The following is an 18,569-nucleotide window of genomic DNA, read 5'->3' on the forward strand; positions in this document are numbered from 1 at the left end:
ACATGAGAGTCTCCTTATCGCAATAGGGTGGAGGGTTCGGCCTGGTTCAGCGCGCGCAGCGCGGACAGACCGGACAGCAGAGCGATGCCCAGCACCAGGGTGCCGGTGGCCAGGCAGCCCCACACCGGCACTTCCAGCGCGATGTGGGCGTGGCGCGCGGCCATCACCAGCAGCGCGCCGACCACGGCGGTGATCACCAGGCCGGCGAGGCCGACCCAGAAGGACTGCTCCAGAATCACGGCGCGCAAGGAGGAGGAGGACACGCCCAAGGCGCGCAAGGTGGCGTATTCGCGCAGCGCGGCGACGATGGCCGCCATCAGCGTCTGGCTGGTGATGACGATGCCGACCAGCAGGCCCAGCGCGGAGGAGAACAGGAAGCCGGAGCCGGCGCCGGACTCGAACAGCCAATACACCTGCGACTGGATGGAGAACTCCTCGGCGGTCCACACCTGGAAGGGCTTGAAGCTGCCGGCCGGCTGCAGCTGGTCGCGCACCAGTTCGGCGCGGCTGGGGTCGCGCAGCCGGGCCAGGAAGTAGTCGGTGGCGTCGTTGCGCAGATTGGGGTCGATGCGGCGCGCGGTGTTCAGCGAGGTCAGGATGTTGGCCCCGCCCATTGCGCGCATGCCGTTGACGGTGCCGCCGATGCGTACCCGCTTGCCGCTGAGTTCGGCGTAGTCGCCTATCTTGACGCCCAGCTTTTCCAGATCGCTCTCATCCACCAGCACGGTGCTGGGCACCGTCAGCTCCTGGCGCAGCGCCGGGGTCAGCAAGGTGGCGAAGGTCATCGCCTGCGGGCGCGGGTCGATGCCGATCAGCACCGCGCTGAGCTTGCCGCCGCCGGGACGCTGCCAGTCCGCCATGGTCCAGGTGAAGCGTTCCACCGAGGTGACTTCGGGATGCGCCCAAAGGTTGTTCTCGGTCTTGCCGGGAATCGGCCGGGCCAGATCCACGCTCTGAGTGGCCGGGTAGCCCACCCAAAGATCGGCGCTGGAGCGGTCTATGTAAACGCCTACCGAGCTGAACATGCCCAAGAGCAGGCTGAGCTGCACTTGCACCAGCAGGCCGGCGAAAGCCACCGCCAGCACCGCCGGCAGGAAGCGGCGCCACTCGTAGATCAGCGAGGCGCGAGCGAGGGAGACCATGGTCAGGCCTCCGCGCTGCAGCCGGGCCGGCAGGGGGGATGGTTGGGCTGGGGCATGACTGTCTCCGGGGTGAAATGAGGGCAGTATGCCTATTCCTGCTTAGGGTTTTCTGAGCGCGGCCAAGCGTGAATAAGGCGGAGTCGGCGTACGGGATTTCCCTAGTATTAATACCACTGGTATTAGTCTGGATATTGAATTTGAATGCCAATTCAATAAGCCGCTGTTCTTATTGCCTGCTCAGACTCTCCTCAGTTTTCTTTTTCAAGCTTGGTTTTTTTATTTTTCAGTAATGGATTTACTAAAAAATAATGACTTTGGCATTGGTGTGTCAATAAAGATACATCATTAAAATCAATGACTTGCTTTGTTCTGTATATATTTTTCTCCAGATCTGTGGAGGTAAATCAGTCAACTGCAAGAAAGCCCTAAGGAAACACTAAGATTTCAACGTCATAATTTTCCAAAACCGGATTTGACAGTTTCGGTTGTAAAGATTTTGTCAAGTTGAGATCGCGGTTTTGGATGTGGTTTGCGTAATAGGCAGCAGGCGCGTGCGGCGGTTCGCCGGACGCGAATTCGATCCAGGCTTTGCGTGCGGGACCGGATTTAAAGAAAGGCAGTCGACCCTGGCCGTGCGGCCGGCGATTGCGCTTCCCGGTTGGTGCGCGGCGGCAAGCGAATGATGCGAAACAGCAGGTTCACCGCGGGAGGAGCAATGAGCAAGACCGTAGCTAGCAGGATAGGACCGGGCACGGTGGATATCGCGATTGTGGGCATGGCCAGCCACTTTCCCGATGCGGCCACCTTGTACGATTTCTGGACCAATATCGTCGACAAGAAGGATTCCCTGACCGACATCGACCAGAAGAACGGCGATGAATACTGGCGCAAGGAAGACTATTACAGCGCGGACCCGAGCGCCGCCGACAAGACTTACGGCCATCGCGCCGGTTTCGTGCCGGCCATCGATTTCGATCCGGTGGAATTCAAACTGCCGCCGCTGATGCTGGAGTCCATCAGCACCGCGCAGATCTTCGCGCTGCACGTGGCCAAACAGGCGATGCTGGACGCCAGGCTGGTGGGCGAGGACGCCTTGCCGGTGGATAAAGACCGCGTGGGCGTGATCCTGGGCGGCGCCGGCAACGGCAACACTTCCTTCTCGCTGGCCTTCCGCCAGCAGGAGCCGTATCTGCGCAAGGTGCTGAACCACGCCGGCCTGCCCGGCGCGGTGGCCGACGAGGTCATCGACCGCGTCAACCATCTCTATCTGGAATGGAACGAGGACAGCTTCCCGGGCTTCCTCGGCAATGTCGCCTGCGGCCGCATCGCCAGCTACTTCGATTTGGGCGGCACCTCTTATATGGTGGACGCCGCTTGCGCCAGCAGCCTGGCCGCGATCAAGGCGGCGGTGGGCGAGCTGGTGGACGGCAGCTGCGACGTGGTGCTGACCGGCGGCGTCAACCTGGAAAACTCGATCTTCTCCTTCCTGTGCTTCAGCAAGACGCCGGCCCTGTCCAAGAGCAATCTGTCGCGGCCCTTCGACGAATCCTCGGACGGCATGATGCTGGGCGACGGCGTGGGCTTCCTGGTGCTCAAGCGCCTGGAAGACGCCGAGCGCGACGGCGATCGCGTTTACGCGGTGATCAAATCCTTGCAGGCCTCCAGCGACGGCCGCGCCAAGAGCATTTTCGCGCCGCGTCACGAAGGCCAGGTCAAGGCGATGCAACGCGCTTACGCGCGCGCCGGCATTTCTCCGGCCGAGATCCAGCTGGTGGAGGCGCACGGCACCGGCACCCAGTCCGGCGACGAGACCGAGATCAAGAGCTTGCGCGCGGTGTTCGAGGCCGGCGGCGCTCAGCCCGGCTCGGTGGCCATCGGCAGCGTCAAATCGCAGATCGGCCATACCCGTTGCGCCGCCGGCGCGGCGGCGATGATGAAGGCCGCGCTCGGCCTCTATCACAAGGTGTTGCCGCCCACCATCAACGTCAGCCAGCCCAGCCGCGAACTGGCGGACAGCGCCAGCCCCTTCTACGTCAACATCGACAGCCGGCCCTGGCTGAGCCCGGTGGACGGCGCGCCGCGCCGCGCCGCCTTGAGCGCCTACGGCTTCGGCGGCACCAACTACCACGCCATCATGGAAGAGCATCAGGCGCGGCCGCAGGGCGATTTTCGCCTGAACCTGCGCCCGGAAGTGGTGCTGCTGCACGCGGACGGCCCGGAGCAGCTGCTGGCGCTGGCCGAGCACAAGCTGGATGCCTTCCGCGCCGAAGACGCCGGTTATCAGTTCCGTCTGCACCAAGGCGCGGCGGCGCGCGCGCCGGCCGCTTCCGCGCGCCTGGCTTTCGTCGCGGGCTCCGCCGAACAGGCGGCCGGCCTGCTGGACGAGGCGATCAAGCTGCTGCGGGCGCGGCCGGATCAGGACTGGGAACACCCGCTGGGCATTTACTACAAGCGCGAGGCGGCCCCGCTGGCCGGCCGCGTGGTGGCCTTGTTCCCCGGACAGGGCGCGCAGTACGTGAACATGGGCCGCGACATCGCCAACGATTACCCGGCGATGCGGGAAACCCTGGAAGGACTGGACGCCGCGGCGCACGCCGACGGGCTGCCGCTGCCTTCGGCGGCGATTTTCCCGCCGCCGGCCTTCGACGCGGAGACGGCGGACCGTCAGATGGCGGAGCTGACCCAGACCCGCACCGCGCAGCCGGCGATAGGCGCGATCAGCGCCGGCTACTACAAGCTGCTGCGCGGTCTGGGCCTGCGGCCGGACTTCCTGGCCGGCCACAGCTACGGCGAGGTGACCGCTCTATGGGCCGCCGGCGTCTTGAGCGACGAGAACTTCTACCGCGCCTCGCTGGCGCGCGGCGCGGCGGTGGCCAGCCCGGTGCCGGGCGGCGAGCCGGGCGCGATGCTGGCGGCCTCGCTGCCGGAGAGCGAAGCCAGCGCGGTGCTGGAGCGCTTCCCGGAGCTGGTGGTGGCCAATTACAACTCGCAGCAGCAACTGGTGTTCGGCGGCGCCGGCGACATCATCCGCCAGGCCCATGAGTTCCTGAACGAGCGCAAGGTGCGCAGCCAGGTGCTGGCGGTGTCGGCGGCCTTCCACACCGACTTCGTGCGCCACGCTTGCGCGCCGTTCGAGGCCAGCCTGGCCGGCATTCCGTTCCAGGCGCCGCAAGCCGCGGTGTACTCCACCGCCAGCGGCGAGCGCCACGCCGACGACCCGGCCAAGATCAAGCAGTCCTTGATCGGCCAACTGGTCAGCCCGGTGCGCTTCCAGCAAACCATTGAACGCATTCATCAGCAGGGCGGTTATCTCTTCGTCGAGATCGGCCCCAAGGGCATTCTGGGCAAGCTGGTGGCGGACATCCTCAAGGACAAGCCGCACGCGGTGGTGTCGCTGAACCCCAGCGCCAACGGCGAGGAAGCCCTGCAATTCAAGCGCGCGCTGGCTCGGCTGGCGGTGGAGGGGGTGGAGCTGAGCTCCACCGATCCGCAGGCGGCGCTGCCGCTGGCGACGGCGCCCAAGAAAAAGGCGCTGACTTACACAATGAGCGGCGGCTTCTTCTACTCGGAGAAAGCCAAGCAGCGCCGCTCGCACGCCATGCGCAAGGATACGCGCGTCATCGACGCCTTCATCGACGAGCGGCTCGCCGCCAGCTCGCCGCCGCGGGCGCCGGAGACGGAGCGGGATAGTACGGTAGTGGTGGAAACTTTGGTCGACAACAGGGACGACATGGTGTGGCTGGAGCCGGTCCATGTCATAAGCGGAGAGGGAATCATGCAACGCAGTAGCTCGGACAACGAAGTATTGAGCGTATTGGACGCGCAAATCCAGGCGCAGAACATGCTCAGCCAGGTGCACCAGCAGTTCCAGCTGAATCAGAAGGACTACATTCAGCTGCTGGACTCGCTGATGAACAAGCAATACACCTTGCTGGAGAAATTCCAGGGCAGCCAGCAACTGACGGAAGTGGTGGCCAGCCTGGGCCAGAGCCTGCAGCTGTTGGACAAGAACCAGGAGCTCTACCACGTCAACCACGAACATTATTTCGACAACCAGCAAGCTTTGCTGGGCGCCGACGTCGCCGCCCGCGGCGGCCAGGTGGCCGCTCGCCTGCAACAGCGCGCGCCGCTGGAAGTGAGCTTGCCGACGCCGCGCGCCGCGGTGGAATTGCCGGCGGCCGCGCCCCTGGCTCAGCCCGCCGCCGCCCCCGCCGCCCCGGTGGCTCAAGTGAGCGCGGTGCAGGCGCCCAAGCCGACGCTGCAGGAGATTCCGCAAGCAGCCGCTCCGGTCGCGCCGGCCGCCGCGCCGGCCCCGGTAGCCGCGCCCGCTCCGGCAGCCGCCGCGCCCGCCGCCGCGATCAGCGCCGAGGACCAGGCCCTGATCCAGCGCTTCGAAGCCTTGACCGAGGCCGACCTGATCAAGCAGCTGATCGCCATCGTCAGCGACCGCACCGGCTACCCGGCCGACATGATCAATGAAGACATGGATCTGGAAGCCGACCTGGGCATCGATTCGATCAAGCGCCTGGAAATCTTCGGCGCCATGTTCGACCAGCTGTCCGCCGAAGTGCCGCACTTCCAGGACATGGAAAAACAGAAGGACATGGAAACCTTCGACATCGACGCCTTCAGCAACATCCGCAAGATGGGCGGCTTCTTCAAGCAGACCATCTCCGAACTGCTGACCGAGCTGAAGCAGGGCGGCGCCGCCGCGCCGGCCGCGGAAGCCGCTCCGGCGCCGGAGGCCGCGCCGGCCCCGGTCTCCAGCGAGCCCGCCTTGCACGAAACCCCGGCGGCGGAGGCCAAGCCTTTGCGTCAGCTGGGCGTGGTGTCGTCCACCAAGAAACTGGTGTCCGACGTTGCCGTGGAGGACTCCGCAGCAAAAAAATCCCTAGCTGAGCCCCGGGAGACGGCATCTGCCCTCGCTCAGCAATCCCCTGTAAGTGATGCCCATACGGTAGCCGCGTCCATCCATCGTTTTCAGGCGCGGAAACAAGCTTTGCCCAAGCCGGACCTGCTGGAGCTGGCCGCCGGCCGGCTCTGGCTGCTGACCGACGACGGCAAGGGTTTAAGCGAAGAAGTGGCCAAACAGCTGCTGGCCCACGGCCAGCAGGTGGCGCGGCTGGTGTTCAAGTGGCAGCAGGCCAAGGGCCAGCGCAAGGCGATCAAGCACGTCAACGACTACGTGCTGGAACGCGCCGACGAGCTGGCGCTGGAAGACGTGCTGTCGCGGATCGCGGTGGCCGAAGGGCAGGTGGGCGGCTTCATCCACCTGCAAGCGCCGGCCGGCAACGTCAAATCGCTGGCCAACGCTTTCGCCGCGGCCGAGTACGACACCGCTCAGGCCTTGTTCCTGCTGGCCAAGTTGCTGCAGCCCTCGCTGACGCAGCCCGGCCTCGGCCGCGCCTGCTTCTTCGTGGCCAGCCAGCTGGACGGCGAACTGGGCACCGCCCGGCGCGCCGCCTTCCCGGTGGCCGCCGCCGGCGTCAGCGGCCTGAGCAAGGCGTTGAACATCGAGTGGGAAGACGTGTTCTGCCGCACCGTGGATTTCGATCCCAAATGCGGCAAGAGCGCCATCGCCGCGATGTTGCTGGAAGAGCTGCGCGACGTGCAGTCCGACGTGGCCGAAGTGGGCCGCGGCGTCAAGGGCGAGCGGATGACGCTGGGCTTCGAGGCGGCGCCGACCGACCCGCAGGCCGCGGCCGGCATCGACGCCAAGACCGTGTTTCTGGTCACCGGCGGCGCGCGCGGCATCACCGCCGAGTGCGTGATCGCGCTGGCCAAGCGTTATCCGGCCCGCTTCGCGCTGCTGGGCCGCACCCGCATCGACGCGCCGCTGCCGGAATGGGCGGAGGGCGGCGGCGAAGTGGCCGAGCTCAAGGCGCGCGCCATCCGCCATCTGCAACAGCAGGGCGAGACGGTGACGCCGGTCAAGGTAGACGCCTTGCTCAAGGAGCTGCTGCAACTGGCCGAGGTGCGCGACACCATCGCCCGGATCGAGCAGGCCGGCGGCCAGGCCATCTATCTGGCTTGCGACATCGGCGACGCCAAGGACGTGGCGCGGGCGGCGGCGGAAGCGCAGCGGCAGCTGGGCCCCATCCGCGGCATCATCCACGGCGCCGGCAACCTGGCGGACAAGCGCATCGAGAAAAAGACCCCGGCCGATTTCCGCTCGGTGTTCCACACCAAGGTGAAAGGGCTGGAGAACCTGCTGGCGGCGGTCAAGCCGGACGGTTTGCGTCATCTGGTGCTGTTCTCCTCGGTGTCGGGCTTCTTCGGCAACGCCGGCCAGACCGATTACGCGATGGCCAACGACGCGCTGAACAAGTTCGCCTATCTGTACCAGACCCTGTACCCGAAACAGCAGGTACGCAGCATCAACTGGGGTCCGTGGGACAGCGGCATGGTCAACGACGTGCTGAAGAAGGCCTACGCCGACCGCGGCCTGGCCATCATCCCCACCGCCGTGGGCGCGCAGTTCTTCGTCGACGAGTTCGCCGCCGGTCTGGTGCCGCAGGTGATCGTGGGCGGCGGCAGCTACAAGGTGGGGCGCAAGCAGAAGACCCTGCCGGCGCTGACCCGGGTGGAGCGCGAGCTGGACCCGGCCGTCAACGGCTTCCTGGGCGATCACGTGGTGGGCGGACAGCCGGTGCTGCCGGCCACCGCCGCGGCCGGCTGGATGGTGCAGCTGTGCGAAGACCTGCTGCCCGGCTATCGGCTGGAGACGCTGACGGACTTCCGCGTGCTCAAGGGCGTGGTGTTCGACGCCGGCGAACAGCGGCGCTTCATCGCCGAACTGCGGCCGATGGCCGAAGCCGGCGGCAACGGCGACCGCCACACGCTGGAGGTGAGCATCTTCAACCAGGTGGACGGGGCCGCGCTGAACCGCTACCAGGCGCGGGTGACCATGAGCCGGCTGGCGGCGGAAGCGCCGCTGGACGGGCCCAAGGCGCCGGCGGGCGAGCCGCTGGAGCATGCGCCGCTGTACGGCGACATGCGCGACGGCGCCTGGCTGTTCCACGGCCCGGCCTTCCGCGGCGTGCAGTCCTTGTTCCGTCTCGACGGCCAGGGCTTGCAAGCCGGCGGTAGGCTGGCCGCCGCGGGCGGACAGGGGCAGTTCCCGGTGAACTCCTTCAACCCCTACCTGGCGGACGTGGCCTTGCAAACGCCGCTGATCTGGCTGATGTCGCAGTCGGACAAGGCGGGGTTGCCGCTGCAGATCGCCGAGTGGCGGCAGTACGCGCCGCTGGCTTTCGACCAGGCCTTCTATCTGAGCATGGCGGTCACGGCGCAAACCGCGACCACTCTGCTGGCCGACGTCACCGTCCACGGCGCCGACGGCAAGGTGTACAGCACGCTGTCCGGCTTGCAGTTCACCGTGTCGAAGAAGCTGCGGCAGCTGATGTGCGACCCGGAGGCCAGCGTGGCGGTGTGACGCGAGCAAGGCTGCGCCTGCGGGCGCAGCCGGTCCGGAGCGCGGCGACGCGTTCCGGCCATACAGCCGAGGCGCGGCGGCGGAAGGTCCGCCTTGCCGCCGCCGCACTCGAAATCGGCCCGCGCCGGTTCAATCCTGATCCCGCGCCGCCGCCCGCCGCCTCAACAACGGCCGGCGGCGGAGGGGGACGGTTGCGCCCAAGGTTTGGGAATGTTGGCTCTACTTTAGGCATGAATGCACTATGGAAGAAATCGCCATTATCGGATTAGGCTGCCTGTTTCCAGGCGCCGAAACGCCAGAACAGTACTGGCGCAACCTGCTGGAGCGGCGGGATTGCACCTCGGAATTGAGCCGGGAAGAGCTGGGCGTGGACCCGGCGTTGTATCGCCACCCGGTGCCGGGCACCGCGGACAAGATCGCCTACAACAAGAACGGCCATGTGCGCGGCTTCAAGCTGGACGCCGGCCGCTACCGCCTGCCGGCCGCGCAGCTGGAGGCGCTGGACCCGCTGTTCCAATGGACGCTGTACGCGGCGGAACAGGCTTTGATCGACGCCGGCCAGGGCTCCAGTCAGGGTGTGGGCCACAGCGCCGAGGCGCTGGAGCGCTGCGGCCTGATCATCGGCAATATCGGCATGCCCACGCACGCCGGCAAGAAGCTGCTCAACGGTTTCTACCAAGGCATCCTGGAACCCTACGTCCAGGAACTGCTGCAACGCGACGATTTCCATTTCCGCCAGCCCTGGCAGGCGGAAGGCTTGTCCGATCTCAATCTGATGACCGGCAGCCACAACGCCACGCTGGCGGCCCAGGCGCTGGGTCTGGCCGGCCCCAGCTTCGCGCTGGACGCGGCTTGCGCCTCCGCGCTGTACGCCATCCGCGTGGCCAGCTACTACCTGCAAAGCGGCAAGGCCGACCTGATGCTGGCCGGCGCGGTCTGCCACGCCGACCACATCTACATCGACCACGGCTTCAACGTGTTGCAGGCCTTCCCGGCCGACGGCCAGTCGGTGCCGTTCGACCGGAACTCCCAGGGTCTGAAGGCCGGCGAGGGCGCCAGCGTGATCGCGCTCAAGCGCTACGCCGACGCGGTGCGCGACAAGGACCGCATCTACGGCGTGATCGAATCCATCGGCCTGTCCAACGACGGCGGCGCCAAGCACATCCTGGTGCCCGACCTCAACGGCCAGCTGCTGTCGCTGAAACGCGCCTACGACGGCGTGGACAAGAACATCGATTATCTGGAATGCCACGCCACCGGCACCCCGGTGGGCGATCAGGTGGAGCTGGGCTCGGTGGAGACCTTCTTCGCCGACCAGGCGCAGCGGCCGCTGATCGGCGCCAACAAGGGCAATATCGGCCATATGCTGACCGCCTCCGGCATGGCCAGCATCCTCAAGGTGCTGCTGGCGATGCGCAGCGGCGTGATCCCGCCGACGCTGAACGTGGAAGACATGGTCAGCACCCCGGGCGGCCAGCTGGACATCCGCCACGTGGTGCGCGACACCACGCCGTGGCCGCAGCGCGGCCAGGCCAAGCGCGCCGGCATCAACGCCTTCGGCTTCGGCGGCGTCAACGGCCACATGGTGCTGCGCGAACACCGCGCCGACGCGCCGGTGACCGCCTGGCCGCAACTGCCGGCCGAACAACAAAGCCTGGCCATCGTGGGCGTGGGCGTGGCGCTGGCGGACACTGAAACCCCGGACGCCCTGTTGCGGACGGTGGCCGAGGGCCGCCGCCACTTCCGCCCGCTGCCGCGCACCCGCTGGCTGGGCCTGGAGGGGCGCGCCGACGTGCTGGGCGCGCGCGGCTACCGCCAGGCGCCGGCCGGCGCCTATATCGAGCAGTTCGACTTCGACTGCAAGCGCTTCAAGCTGCCGCCCAAGGTGGTGGGCAGCCATCTGCTGTCGCATTTGTTCCTGATGCCCATCGCCGAGCGCGCCTTCTACGACGCCGGCTACCAGCTGGACGGCCACAAGCGCAATATCGCCGTCATCGTCGCCGGCGACGTCGACTACAGCTGCTCGCGCTATCAGGCGCGCAACGAGATGGCCTGGCAGGTGCGCGACAGCCTGGCGCACAGCGGCATCTCGCTGAGCGAGGCGCAGACCGCGGCGCTGGAAACCATCGTCAAGGACAGCCTGTTCCCGGAACCGTATCCGGAAGGCATCACCGGCGGCATCGGCAATGTGGTGGCCAGCCGCATCGCCGCCCATCTGAAGCTGGACGGCCCGGCCTTCTCGCTGTGCGCGCATGAAAACGCCGCCTTCAAGGCGATAGAACTGGCGCAGTTCATGTTGTCCGAGCAATTGGTGGACGCGGTCATCGTCGCCGGCGGCAGCTTCGCCGGCGGTCTGGAAAACGTCTTGTGGGCGCCGCGCCGCGGCGCCGGCCATGTCGACGCGCCGGTGGGCGAGGGCGGCGGCGTGGTGGTGCTCAAGCGCGAGCAGGCGGCCTTGGAAGCCAAGGACCGCGTCTACGCGGTGATGCGCGGCCTGGCCATCGGCCACGCCTGCGGCGATAGCACCGAGTTTCAACCGGCGGCGGACGCGGTGGCGCGCTCGGCGGCGGCGGCCTTGCGCCAGGCCGGCGCGGATCCGGCGTCGGTGGGCTATCTGGAGCTGAGCGGCGGCGCGCTGGCCAGCGACAACCAGGTGGAAGTCGACGGCCTGTCCCGGGTTTACCGCGACAGCGGCGTCGCCGCCGGCTCGGTGGCCGCCAACTACGGCCAGCTGGCCTCGGCCCAGGGCATCGTCAGCGTGATCAAGGCCGCGCTCTGCCTGCATCGCCGGCAGCTGCCCGGCGCGGCGGCGCTGGCCGCCTATCCGGAGGCCGCGCTGCGCGCCGTGTTCCGCGCCGGAGAAACCGGCGCGGCCTGGCCGGCGCCGGCCGGCGGTCTGCGGCTGGCGGCGGTCAACAGCCTGGGCCTGGACCGCGGCTACGCCCATATGATTCTGCAAGAGCCCGGCGAGGCCAATCGTCTGGAAGCCAGAACGCCGACGCCGCCGCAGGCGGGCGGTCCGGCCCTGGTCGCCACCGTGCACACCGGCCGCGAGCACACCATCGCCGAGATGATCGTCAACGAGGCCAACCGCGCGCTGTTCGGCGACGTCAAGCCCTGGCGGCGTCCGCAGCCGGTGGCGGAACCGGCGCAGCCGCAGCCGGCCGCCGCGGCGCCGGCCGACAGCGAAGCGCCGGTCTTGCAAAGGCAGCACAGCCGTCAGGCGCAGACCCAGCTCAGCTATCTGCAGGCCGAGCAGCGTTTCTACCAGCGCATCGCGCAACTGCTGGGCGCCGGCGCGCCGGCCGGCCAGCGCCGCGCGGCCAAGCCCAAGGCCGCGGCGCCGGTGCCGCCGCGCCCGCGTCCGCTGTTCGACGAAGCGCAGCTGGTGGAGCTGACCGACGGCTCCATCGCCAAGGTCTTGGGCCCGGATTACGCCGAGGCCGACAGCTACCCGATCCGCACCCGCATGCCGTCGCCGCCGTATATGTTCGCCTCGCGCATCACCGCGCTGTCGGCGCAGCCGGGCAAGCTGGAGCCGTGCTTCATCGAGTGGGAATACGATCTGCACCCCGACGCCTGGTACGTGTCCGACGGCCTGGTGCCGGCCTTCGTGTCGCTGGAAGCCTCGCACGCGATGATCGTCGCCTTCACCTATATCGGCTGCGACCAGCTGTTCAAGGGCCAGCTGCGCTACCGGGCGGTGGACAGCCAGACCACGGTCTACGGTCCCTTGCCCAAGGCCGGCGAAGTGCTGCGCGGACGGGTCAACATCAAGTCCTTCCTCAAGGTGGGCAAGAACGTGCTGATCGCCTACGAGTATCTGTGCTACGTCGGCGATAGGCTGAGCTTCAAGCTGGAGGCCAATTCCGGCTTCTTCCTGCCCAAGGACATCGAAAAATCCAAGGGGGTCAACACCGCGCCCTATCTGAAGGCCGGCCAGCCGGCCGAGCCGTTCCAGCCGCCGCTGCGCTGCGGGCGCGCGTCCTTCGACAACAGCCATATCGAGGCCTTGCAGCGCGGCGATTTCGTCGCCTGCTTCGGCGACGCCGCCTACGCTGCGTCGCGCGCGCCGCGCTTGTACGCGCCGGCGGCCAAGATGCTGGACCGGGTGGTGTCCATCTCCGCCTCCGGCGGCGCCTTCGGCCTGGGCGAGGCGGTGGCCGAACGCGACATCGACCCCAGCCACTGGGTGTTCCGCGCCCACTTCAAGAACGACCCGGTGATGCCCGGCACCTTCCTGGTGGAAGGCTGCGAGCAACTGGTCAAGTTCTACCTGTGCTACCTGGGGCTGTACTCGCTGCCGGGCATGGTGCCGCACGCGCTCAGCCCGCACAGCTACAGCGCCAAGTTCCGCGGCGAAGTGAAGTGCGAGGCCGACACCCTGCGTTACCGGCTCACCTGCAAATCCATCCACTGCGACTACCAGGCCGACGGCCAGCTGGAGCGGATGGCGCTGGTCTTCCTCGCGGAGATCATCTACCGCGGCAACGTCATCGGTATGTGCGACAACCTAGGCGCCGGCTTCAGCCGAGCGCCGGCAGCGGCGGACGCTTCGGCGCCGGCGCTGACAGCGATAGAGGCATGAATGAACCAAGACAAGCTTTGCGTGGCGCCGCGCTTTGCGGCCCCGGTGTACAAATGGCAGGGCCATGCCGGCAAGTTCCAGCAGACGCCGGAACAGGCTCAGGCCCAGTTGCTGGACCTGGCGCGGCCGCTGCACGTGCTGCGCCAGCAGGACGCGGTGCTGCTGGAGCCGGCCGGCGGCCTGGCCGGCAACGGCCAGGTGGATTGCCTGGGCATGGTGCCGGCGATGTTGCCGGAATATTTCGGCGATCCGTCCTTCCTGCGTGACTACGGCGTGCGCTTCGCCTATTACGCGGGCGCCATGGCCGGCGGCATCAACTCCGAGGACATGGTGATCGCGCTGGGCTCGCGCCGCATCCTCAGCGCCTTCGGCGCCGGCGGCCTGACGCTGGAGCGCATCGGCAGCGCCATCCGCCGCATCAAGCAGGCGCTGCCCAACGGCCCGTACGCGATCAACCTGCTGCACAACCCCAGCCAGCCGGACTGGGAGATGAACTGCGTCAAGCTGTTCATCGAACAGGACGTCAAGGTGGTGGAGGCCTCGGCCTACGTCAATCTGTCCGCCGCCATCGTCTACTACCGGGTCAAGGGCCTGGAAGCCGGCGACAAGGGCGCGGTGATCCGCCGCAACCGCGTGATCGCCAAGGTGTCGCGCCGCGAAGTGGCGCAGCATTTCCTCAGCCCGGCGCCGGAGAAGATCGTGCGCAAGCTGCTGGCCGACGGCCTGATCAGCGAGCGCCAGGCGGAGCTGGCCAAGAAAGTGCCGATGGCCGACGACATCACCGTGGAAGCGGATTCCGGCGGCCACACCGACAACGGCCTGCTCAGCTGCATCTTCCGCTCCATCGCGGAGCTGCGCGACGAAATCTGCGCCGGCCAGGGCTATCCCTTCACCGTGCGCGTCGGCGCCGCCGGCGGCATCGGCAGCCCGCACGCCACGCTGGCGGCGTTCTCGCTGGGCGCCGCCTACGTGGTCACCGGCTCCATCAATCAGGCCTGCGTCGAAGCCGGCACCTCGGACCCGGTCAAGCAATTGCTGGGCAAGGCCAAGATCGCGGACATGGCGATGGCGCCGTCCGCCGATATGTTCGAACTGGGCGCCAAGGTGCAGGTGCTCAAGGGCGGCAGCATGTACGCGGTGCGCGCGCAGAAGCTGCACGGCCTGTACAAGCAGTACCCCGGCCTGGAACAGATCCCGGCCGCCGAAGTGGCCAGCCTGGAACAGCAGGTGTTCCGTCAGCCGCTGGCCCAGGTATGGGCCGACACCGAGGCCTTCTTCGCCGGCCGCGGCAACCAGGCGCTGATAGACGCCGCCAACGCCAACCCCAAGAAAAAGATGGCGCTGCTGTTCCAGTGGTATCTGGGCCAGTCCTCGCGCTGGGCGATCTCCGGCGCGGCCGAGCGCGCGGTCGATTACCAGATCTGGTGCGGCGCGGCGATGGGCGCGGCCAACGAGTGGCTGCAAGGCAGCGAGCTGGCGCCGGTGGCCAAGCGCAAGGTGGCCGACATCGCGGTGGAGCTGATGGCCGGCGCCGCCTACCTGAGCCGCGTGGCGGCCTTGCGCCAGCTGGGCGTCCTGACGCCGCAGCGGCTGGAGCGTTACCGCCCGCTCAGCGCCCGCATGACGGCGCTGGACGAAGACGACATCGGACCCGAACCCGAATTGAATGACATCCCGTCATCAACCGTAGCACCAACCGTAGCATCACAGGGCAAGCAAGAGGAGAGCAGGAATATGGAAGGCAATACCAAGCTGTCGCTGATCAAGTCCAAGGATTTTTACAAGCAATGCTGGGAGCTGCTGCCGGGCGGCACTCATTACAACTTCGGCGACCCGGAACGGCCGCTGGTGGTGCCGTTCAATCGCGGCCGCAACTCCCGGGTCTGGGATCTGGACGGCAATGAACACCTGGACCTGTTCTGCAAATTCGGCGCGCTCTTCGTCGGCCACCACAACGAGGCTTACAACGAAGCGCTGATCCGCTACATGCAGAAAGTGACCTCGGTGGACACTTGCGACCTGGAAGTCGAAGTCTGCGAACTGATGGTCAAGCACATCCCTTGCGCCGAGATGATCCGCTTCTGCCTGAGCGGCACTGAGGCGGTGCAGAACGCGCTGCGCCTGGCGCGCGGCTTCACCGGCAAGCAGCGCTTCATCCGCTTCCACGGCCACTACCACGGCAACGCCGACAACATCATGGGCGGCCGCAAGCGCCAGGACCTGAGCTTCCCGGTGCCGGAAACCTTCAAGGGCGACCTGCTGGACACCCTGGGCCGCGCCGACGGCGCGCTGGAAGACCAGTCCTTCATGCTGCCGTGGAACGACATCCAGGTGCTGGAAGCCACCATCGAGCGCTACCACAATGAAATCGCCGCGGTGCTGATGGAGCCGATCTGCGTCAACGGCGGCGGCATCTTCCCGCGCGAAGGCTATCTGGAGCGCGCCAAGGAAATCTGCGAGAAGTACAACATCGTGCTGATCTTCGACGAGATCATCACCGGCGTGCGTCTGGGCCTGTCCGGCGCCCAGGGCATCCTCGGCGTCACCCCGCACCTGTCCACCTTCGGCAAGGCGCTGGGCGGCGGCTCGATGCCGATCTCCGCCATCGCCGGCCGTCGCGACATCATGGACCTCTACACCCGCGGCAAGGTGATCCACGCCGGCACCTTCAACGGCTACCCGCTGGGCCTGGCCGCGATCAAGAGCACCTTCGAACTGATCGAACAGGACCCGGGCTGCTACGAGCGCATGGGCCGCTTCACCGAGCAGATCTCCGACACCTTCATCAAGGCCGCTCACGCCAACGATCTGCCGCTGGTGGTGCAGGGCATGCCCACCGCGCTGGTCTACCACTCGCAGGACACCATGGTGGACCGCTCCGAGGGCTACAGCGACAAGGTCAAGTTCTGCGACATCATCATCCGCGAGATCTCCAAGCGCTACGGCATCCAGTTCTCGCCGCTGTCGCGGATCTACTCCAACCTGCTGATGAATCAGGACGACGTGCGCTTCTTCGAAGAACGCATCTTCGACGCCATGGCCAACGCCCGCAAAGTGATCGACATCGCCTTCAAGGAAGGAGAGGTGGCGTGACCCGGCAAGTCGCCGTCGTCACCGGCGCGGCCGGCGGCTTCGGCAGCGCCATCGTCAAGTCGCTGCTGGAAGTGGGCTATGCGGTGGCGGCCACCGATGTGGACGCCGCCGCGCTGGAGCAGCTGGGCCGGGAGCTGGATTGCCCGGACAGCCTGCGCGGCTTCGTGATGGACGTGACCGACCCCGACAGCGTGGACGCCGCCAGCGCCGCCATCGTCGAGCGCATGGGCGCCAACATCACGGTGCTGGTCAACAACGCCGGCGTCATCGGCCGCGGCTACTGCATGGCGGAAAAAAGCGGGGAACTGGCGAGACGGGTGTTCGACGTCAACCTCAACGGCGCCTTCAACGCCACCGCGGTGTTCTCCCGCCACATGGCGCGGCTGAAGTACGGCCGCATCATCAACATCGCCTCCGTGGCCGGCATCTGGGGCGCGGCCGGCGGGTCGGCGTACGCGGCGTCCAAGGCCGGCCTGATCAAGGCGTCTGAGTCCTGGGCGCGGGAGCTGGGGCCGCTGAACATCAGCGTCACCGCGATTGCGCCGGGCATCTGCAAGACCAAGATGCTGGGCCAGTTCGTCGACCGTCAGATGGTGGAGCAGTCCGACGATGCCATCGTCAAGTCCATCGTGCCGGTGGGGCGCTGGGGGCTGCCGGAGGACATCGCCGAGGTGGTCACCTTCCTGGCCACCTGCAAGACCAACTATCTGAACGCCACCGTCATTCCGCTGGATGGAGGCATGCGGGTAGGCACCTTGTAAGAATCTGTCCAAGGCCTGCTGCGCTTCGGCGATACGGCGTTGAAACCGGTTTCGCTCTAGCTCGCGAGACTTGGATCAGGTTCTGCCGCATAGCGTGACAGGGGGCCGGCCGCGCCGGCCCCCGACTGGAACCAAACCAAATTCAGAGGTGAAGTCATGGATTACCGAGCCAAGACCAGCGTCAAGAACATCGTGCTGACCGGCCCCACCGGCGTGCTGGGCGGCCGTTTGCTGCAGGAAATACTGGCCACCACCGACGCCAACGTGTATTGCGTGGTGCGGGCCGAGAACAAGGACGCCGCGCGCGCCCGCATCGAAGACGTGCTGTATTGCTACGACGAGGGCCGCAAACTGGCCACCGAAGCCTGGCGCATCATCCCGGTGCTGGGCGACATCAGCCAGCCCATGCTGGGCCTGGACGCCAGCGCCTACCGCGACCTGGCTCATCTGGCGGACCTGGTGCTGCATTGCGCCGCCAACGTCAGCCTGGTGGCCTCCTACAACAAGATCGCCCCGGTCAATGTGGGCGGCACCGCCAACCTGATCGAGCTGTGCCTGGCCGGCAAGGCCCCGCTGGTGTTCACCTCCAGCTTCAGCATGGTGGGCGACAAGCTGTACCAGCCGGACTTCGTGCTGCGCGAAACCGATCTGGACGTGGGCCAGGGCTTCGTCAACATGGACTACGAACGCTCCAAATTCACCGCCGAGCGCATGGTGCACGAGGCCGGCGAGCGCGGCCTGGATTGGGTCATCGTGCGTCCGGGCAATATCTGGGGCGACAGCCGGACCGGCTGCTACCCGCTGAAGCAGACCAAGGTCAAGGGCATCTACTACGAAATGCTCAAATCGCTGGTGGAAACCGGCCTGACCTTCGCCTCGGACGAAGCCTTCGACATCTCCCCGGTGGACTACGTGGCCCAGGCCACGCTGTTCGCGGCGATGAATCTGCAGTCCAGCAATCGTCGCACCTACAACCTGACCAATCCGCGTCCGATCAACTACGACGGCATCGTCGCCCGCCTGCGCGGCTACGGCTACACCCTGCGCGACGTATCGTCCAAGGACTACTTCGAAGCGCTGCAGGAAGGCCGCATGCACCGCGGCGGCACCGGCTACCGCTCCACCTTCACCGATCTGATGGCCATCTTCTACGACGGCAGCGATTGCAAGGAGCACGCCAAGTACGACACCAGCGAGATCCAGGAGCTGCTGGCCAACACCGACATCCGCTGCCCGGACTCGGACCAGGCCTTGTTCGGCCGCTATCTGGACTACGCCTGCAAGGTGGGCTTCCTGAACGCCCCGGCGGAGCAGACCCCGCTGGCGGAAATCAAGCGTCACACCAGCATGGCCGGCGGCTATATGGAGAGCTTGTACGACGCCGACCTGAGCGACGCGGCGGCGGTGCGCTGAGATGCTGGCCGACGAGGAAGCGCTGATCGAAGCGCCGGGGGCGCTCGAAAAACCGTCGCGAGCGGTTCGAGAGCAAGACGCACCGCGCGCAGCGACCGAGATAGTACAAGGAGTACAGCGAGGGAGCGAGCACGGAG

Annotated in this window: 6 protein-coding genes; 5 read left to right on the top strand and 1 reads right to left on the bottom strand. The window is 66.8% G+C overall.

Going from position 1 to position 18,569, the window contains the following annotated elements:
- Positions 1–14: 14 nt before the first annotated feature.
- A complete protein-coding gene (locus tag AB1Z25_RS09035; protein WP_107799362.1) occupies positions 15–1,142 on the bottom strand; it encodes an ABC transporter permease in 1,128 nt (375 codons plus the stop codon).
- Between the two features lie 715 nt (positions 1,143–1,857).
- On the opposite strand from AB1Z25_RS09035, the gene AB1Z25_RS09040 reads away from it, so the two are divergent.
- From AB1Z25_RS09040 to AB1Z25_RS09060, 5 genes are all read left to right on the top strand, one after another.
- Complete coding sequence (locus tag AB1Z25_RS09040; RefSeq protein ID WP_486637068.1) at positions 1,858–8,577, top strand: SDR family NAD(P)-dependent oxidoreductase; 6,720 nt, start codon at positions 1,858–1,860, stop codon at positions 8,575–8,577.
- A gap of 241 nt (positions 8,578–8,818) precedes the next feature.
- Positions 8,819–13,165 carry a hotdog fold thioesterase gene (locus AB1Z25_RS09045; RefSeq protein WP_486637069.1) on the top strand — a complete coding sequence of 1,449 codons (4,347 nt, stop codon included), beginning with the start codon at positions 8,819–8,821 and terminating at the stop codon, positions 13,163–13,165.
- A complete protein-coding gene (locus AB1Z25_RS09050) occupies positions 13,166–16,258 on the top strand; it encodes a PfaD family polyunsaturated fatty acid/polyketide biosynthesis protein (protein WP_486637070.1) in 3,093 nt (1,030 codons plus the stop codon).
- Positions 16,255–17,019: an SDR family NAD(P)-dependent oxidoreductase gene (locus tag AB1Z25_RS09055; RefSeq protein WP_227108043.1), complete on the top strand. Its 765-nt coding sequence runs from the start codon at positions 16,255–16,257 to the stop codon at positions 17,017–17,019. The genes AB1Z25_RS09050 and AB1Z25_RS09055 overlap by 4 nt, the downstream gene beginning before the upstream one ends.
- A 156-nt stretch (positions 17,020–17,175) precedes the next feature.
- The gene (locus AB1Z25_RS09060; RefSeq protein WP_107799357.1) at positions 17,176–18,432 is read left to right on the top strand and encodes an SDR family oxidoreductase; all 1,257 of its coding nucleotides are present in this window, start codon (positions 17,176–17,178) and stop codon (positions 18,430–18,432) included.
- Positions 18,433–18,569: the final 137 nt, after the last annotated feature.

It is taken from the genome of Chromobacterium sp. HL1 (assembly GCF_057418835.1).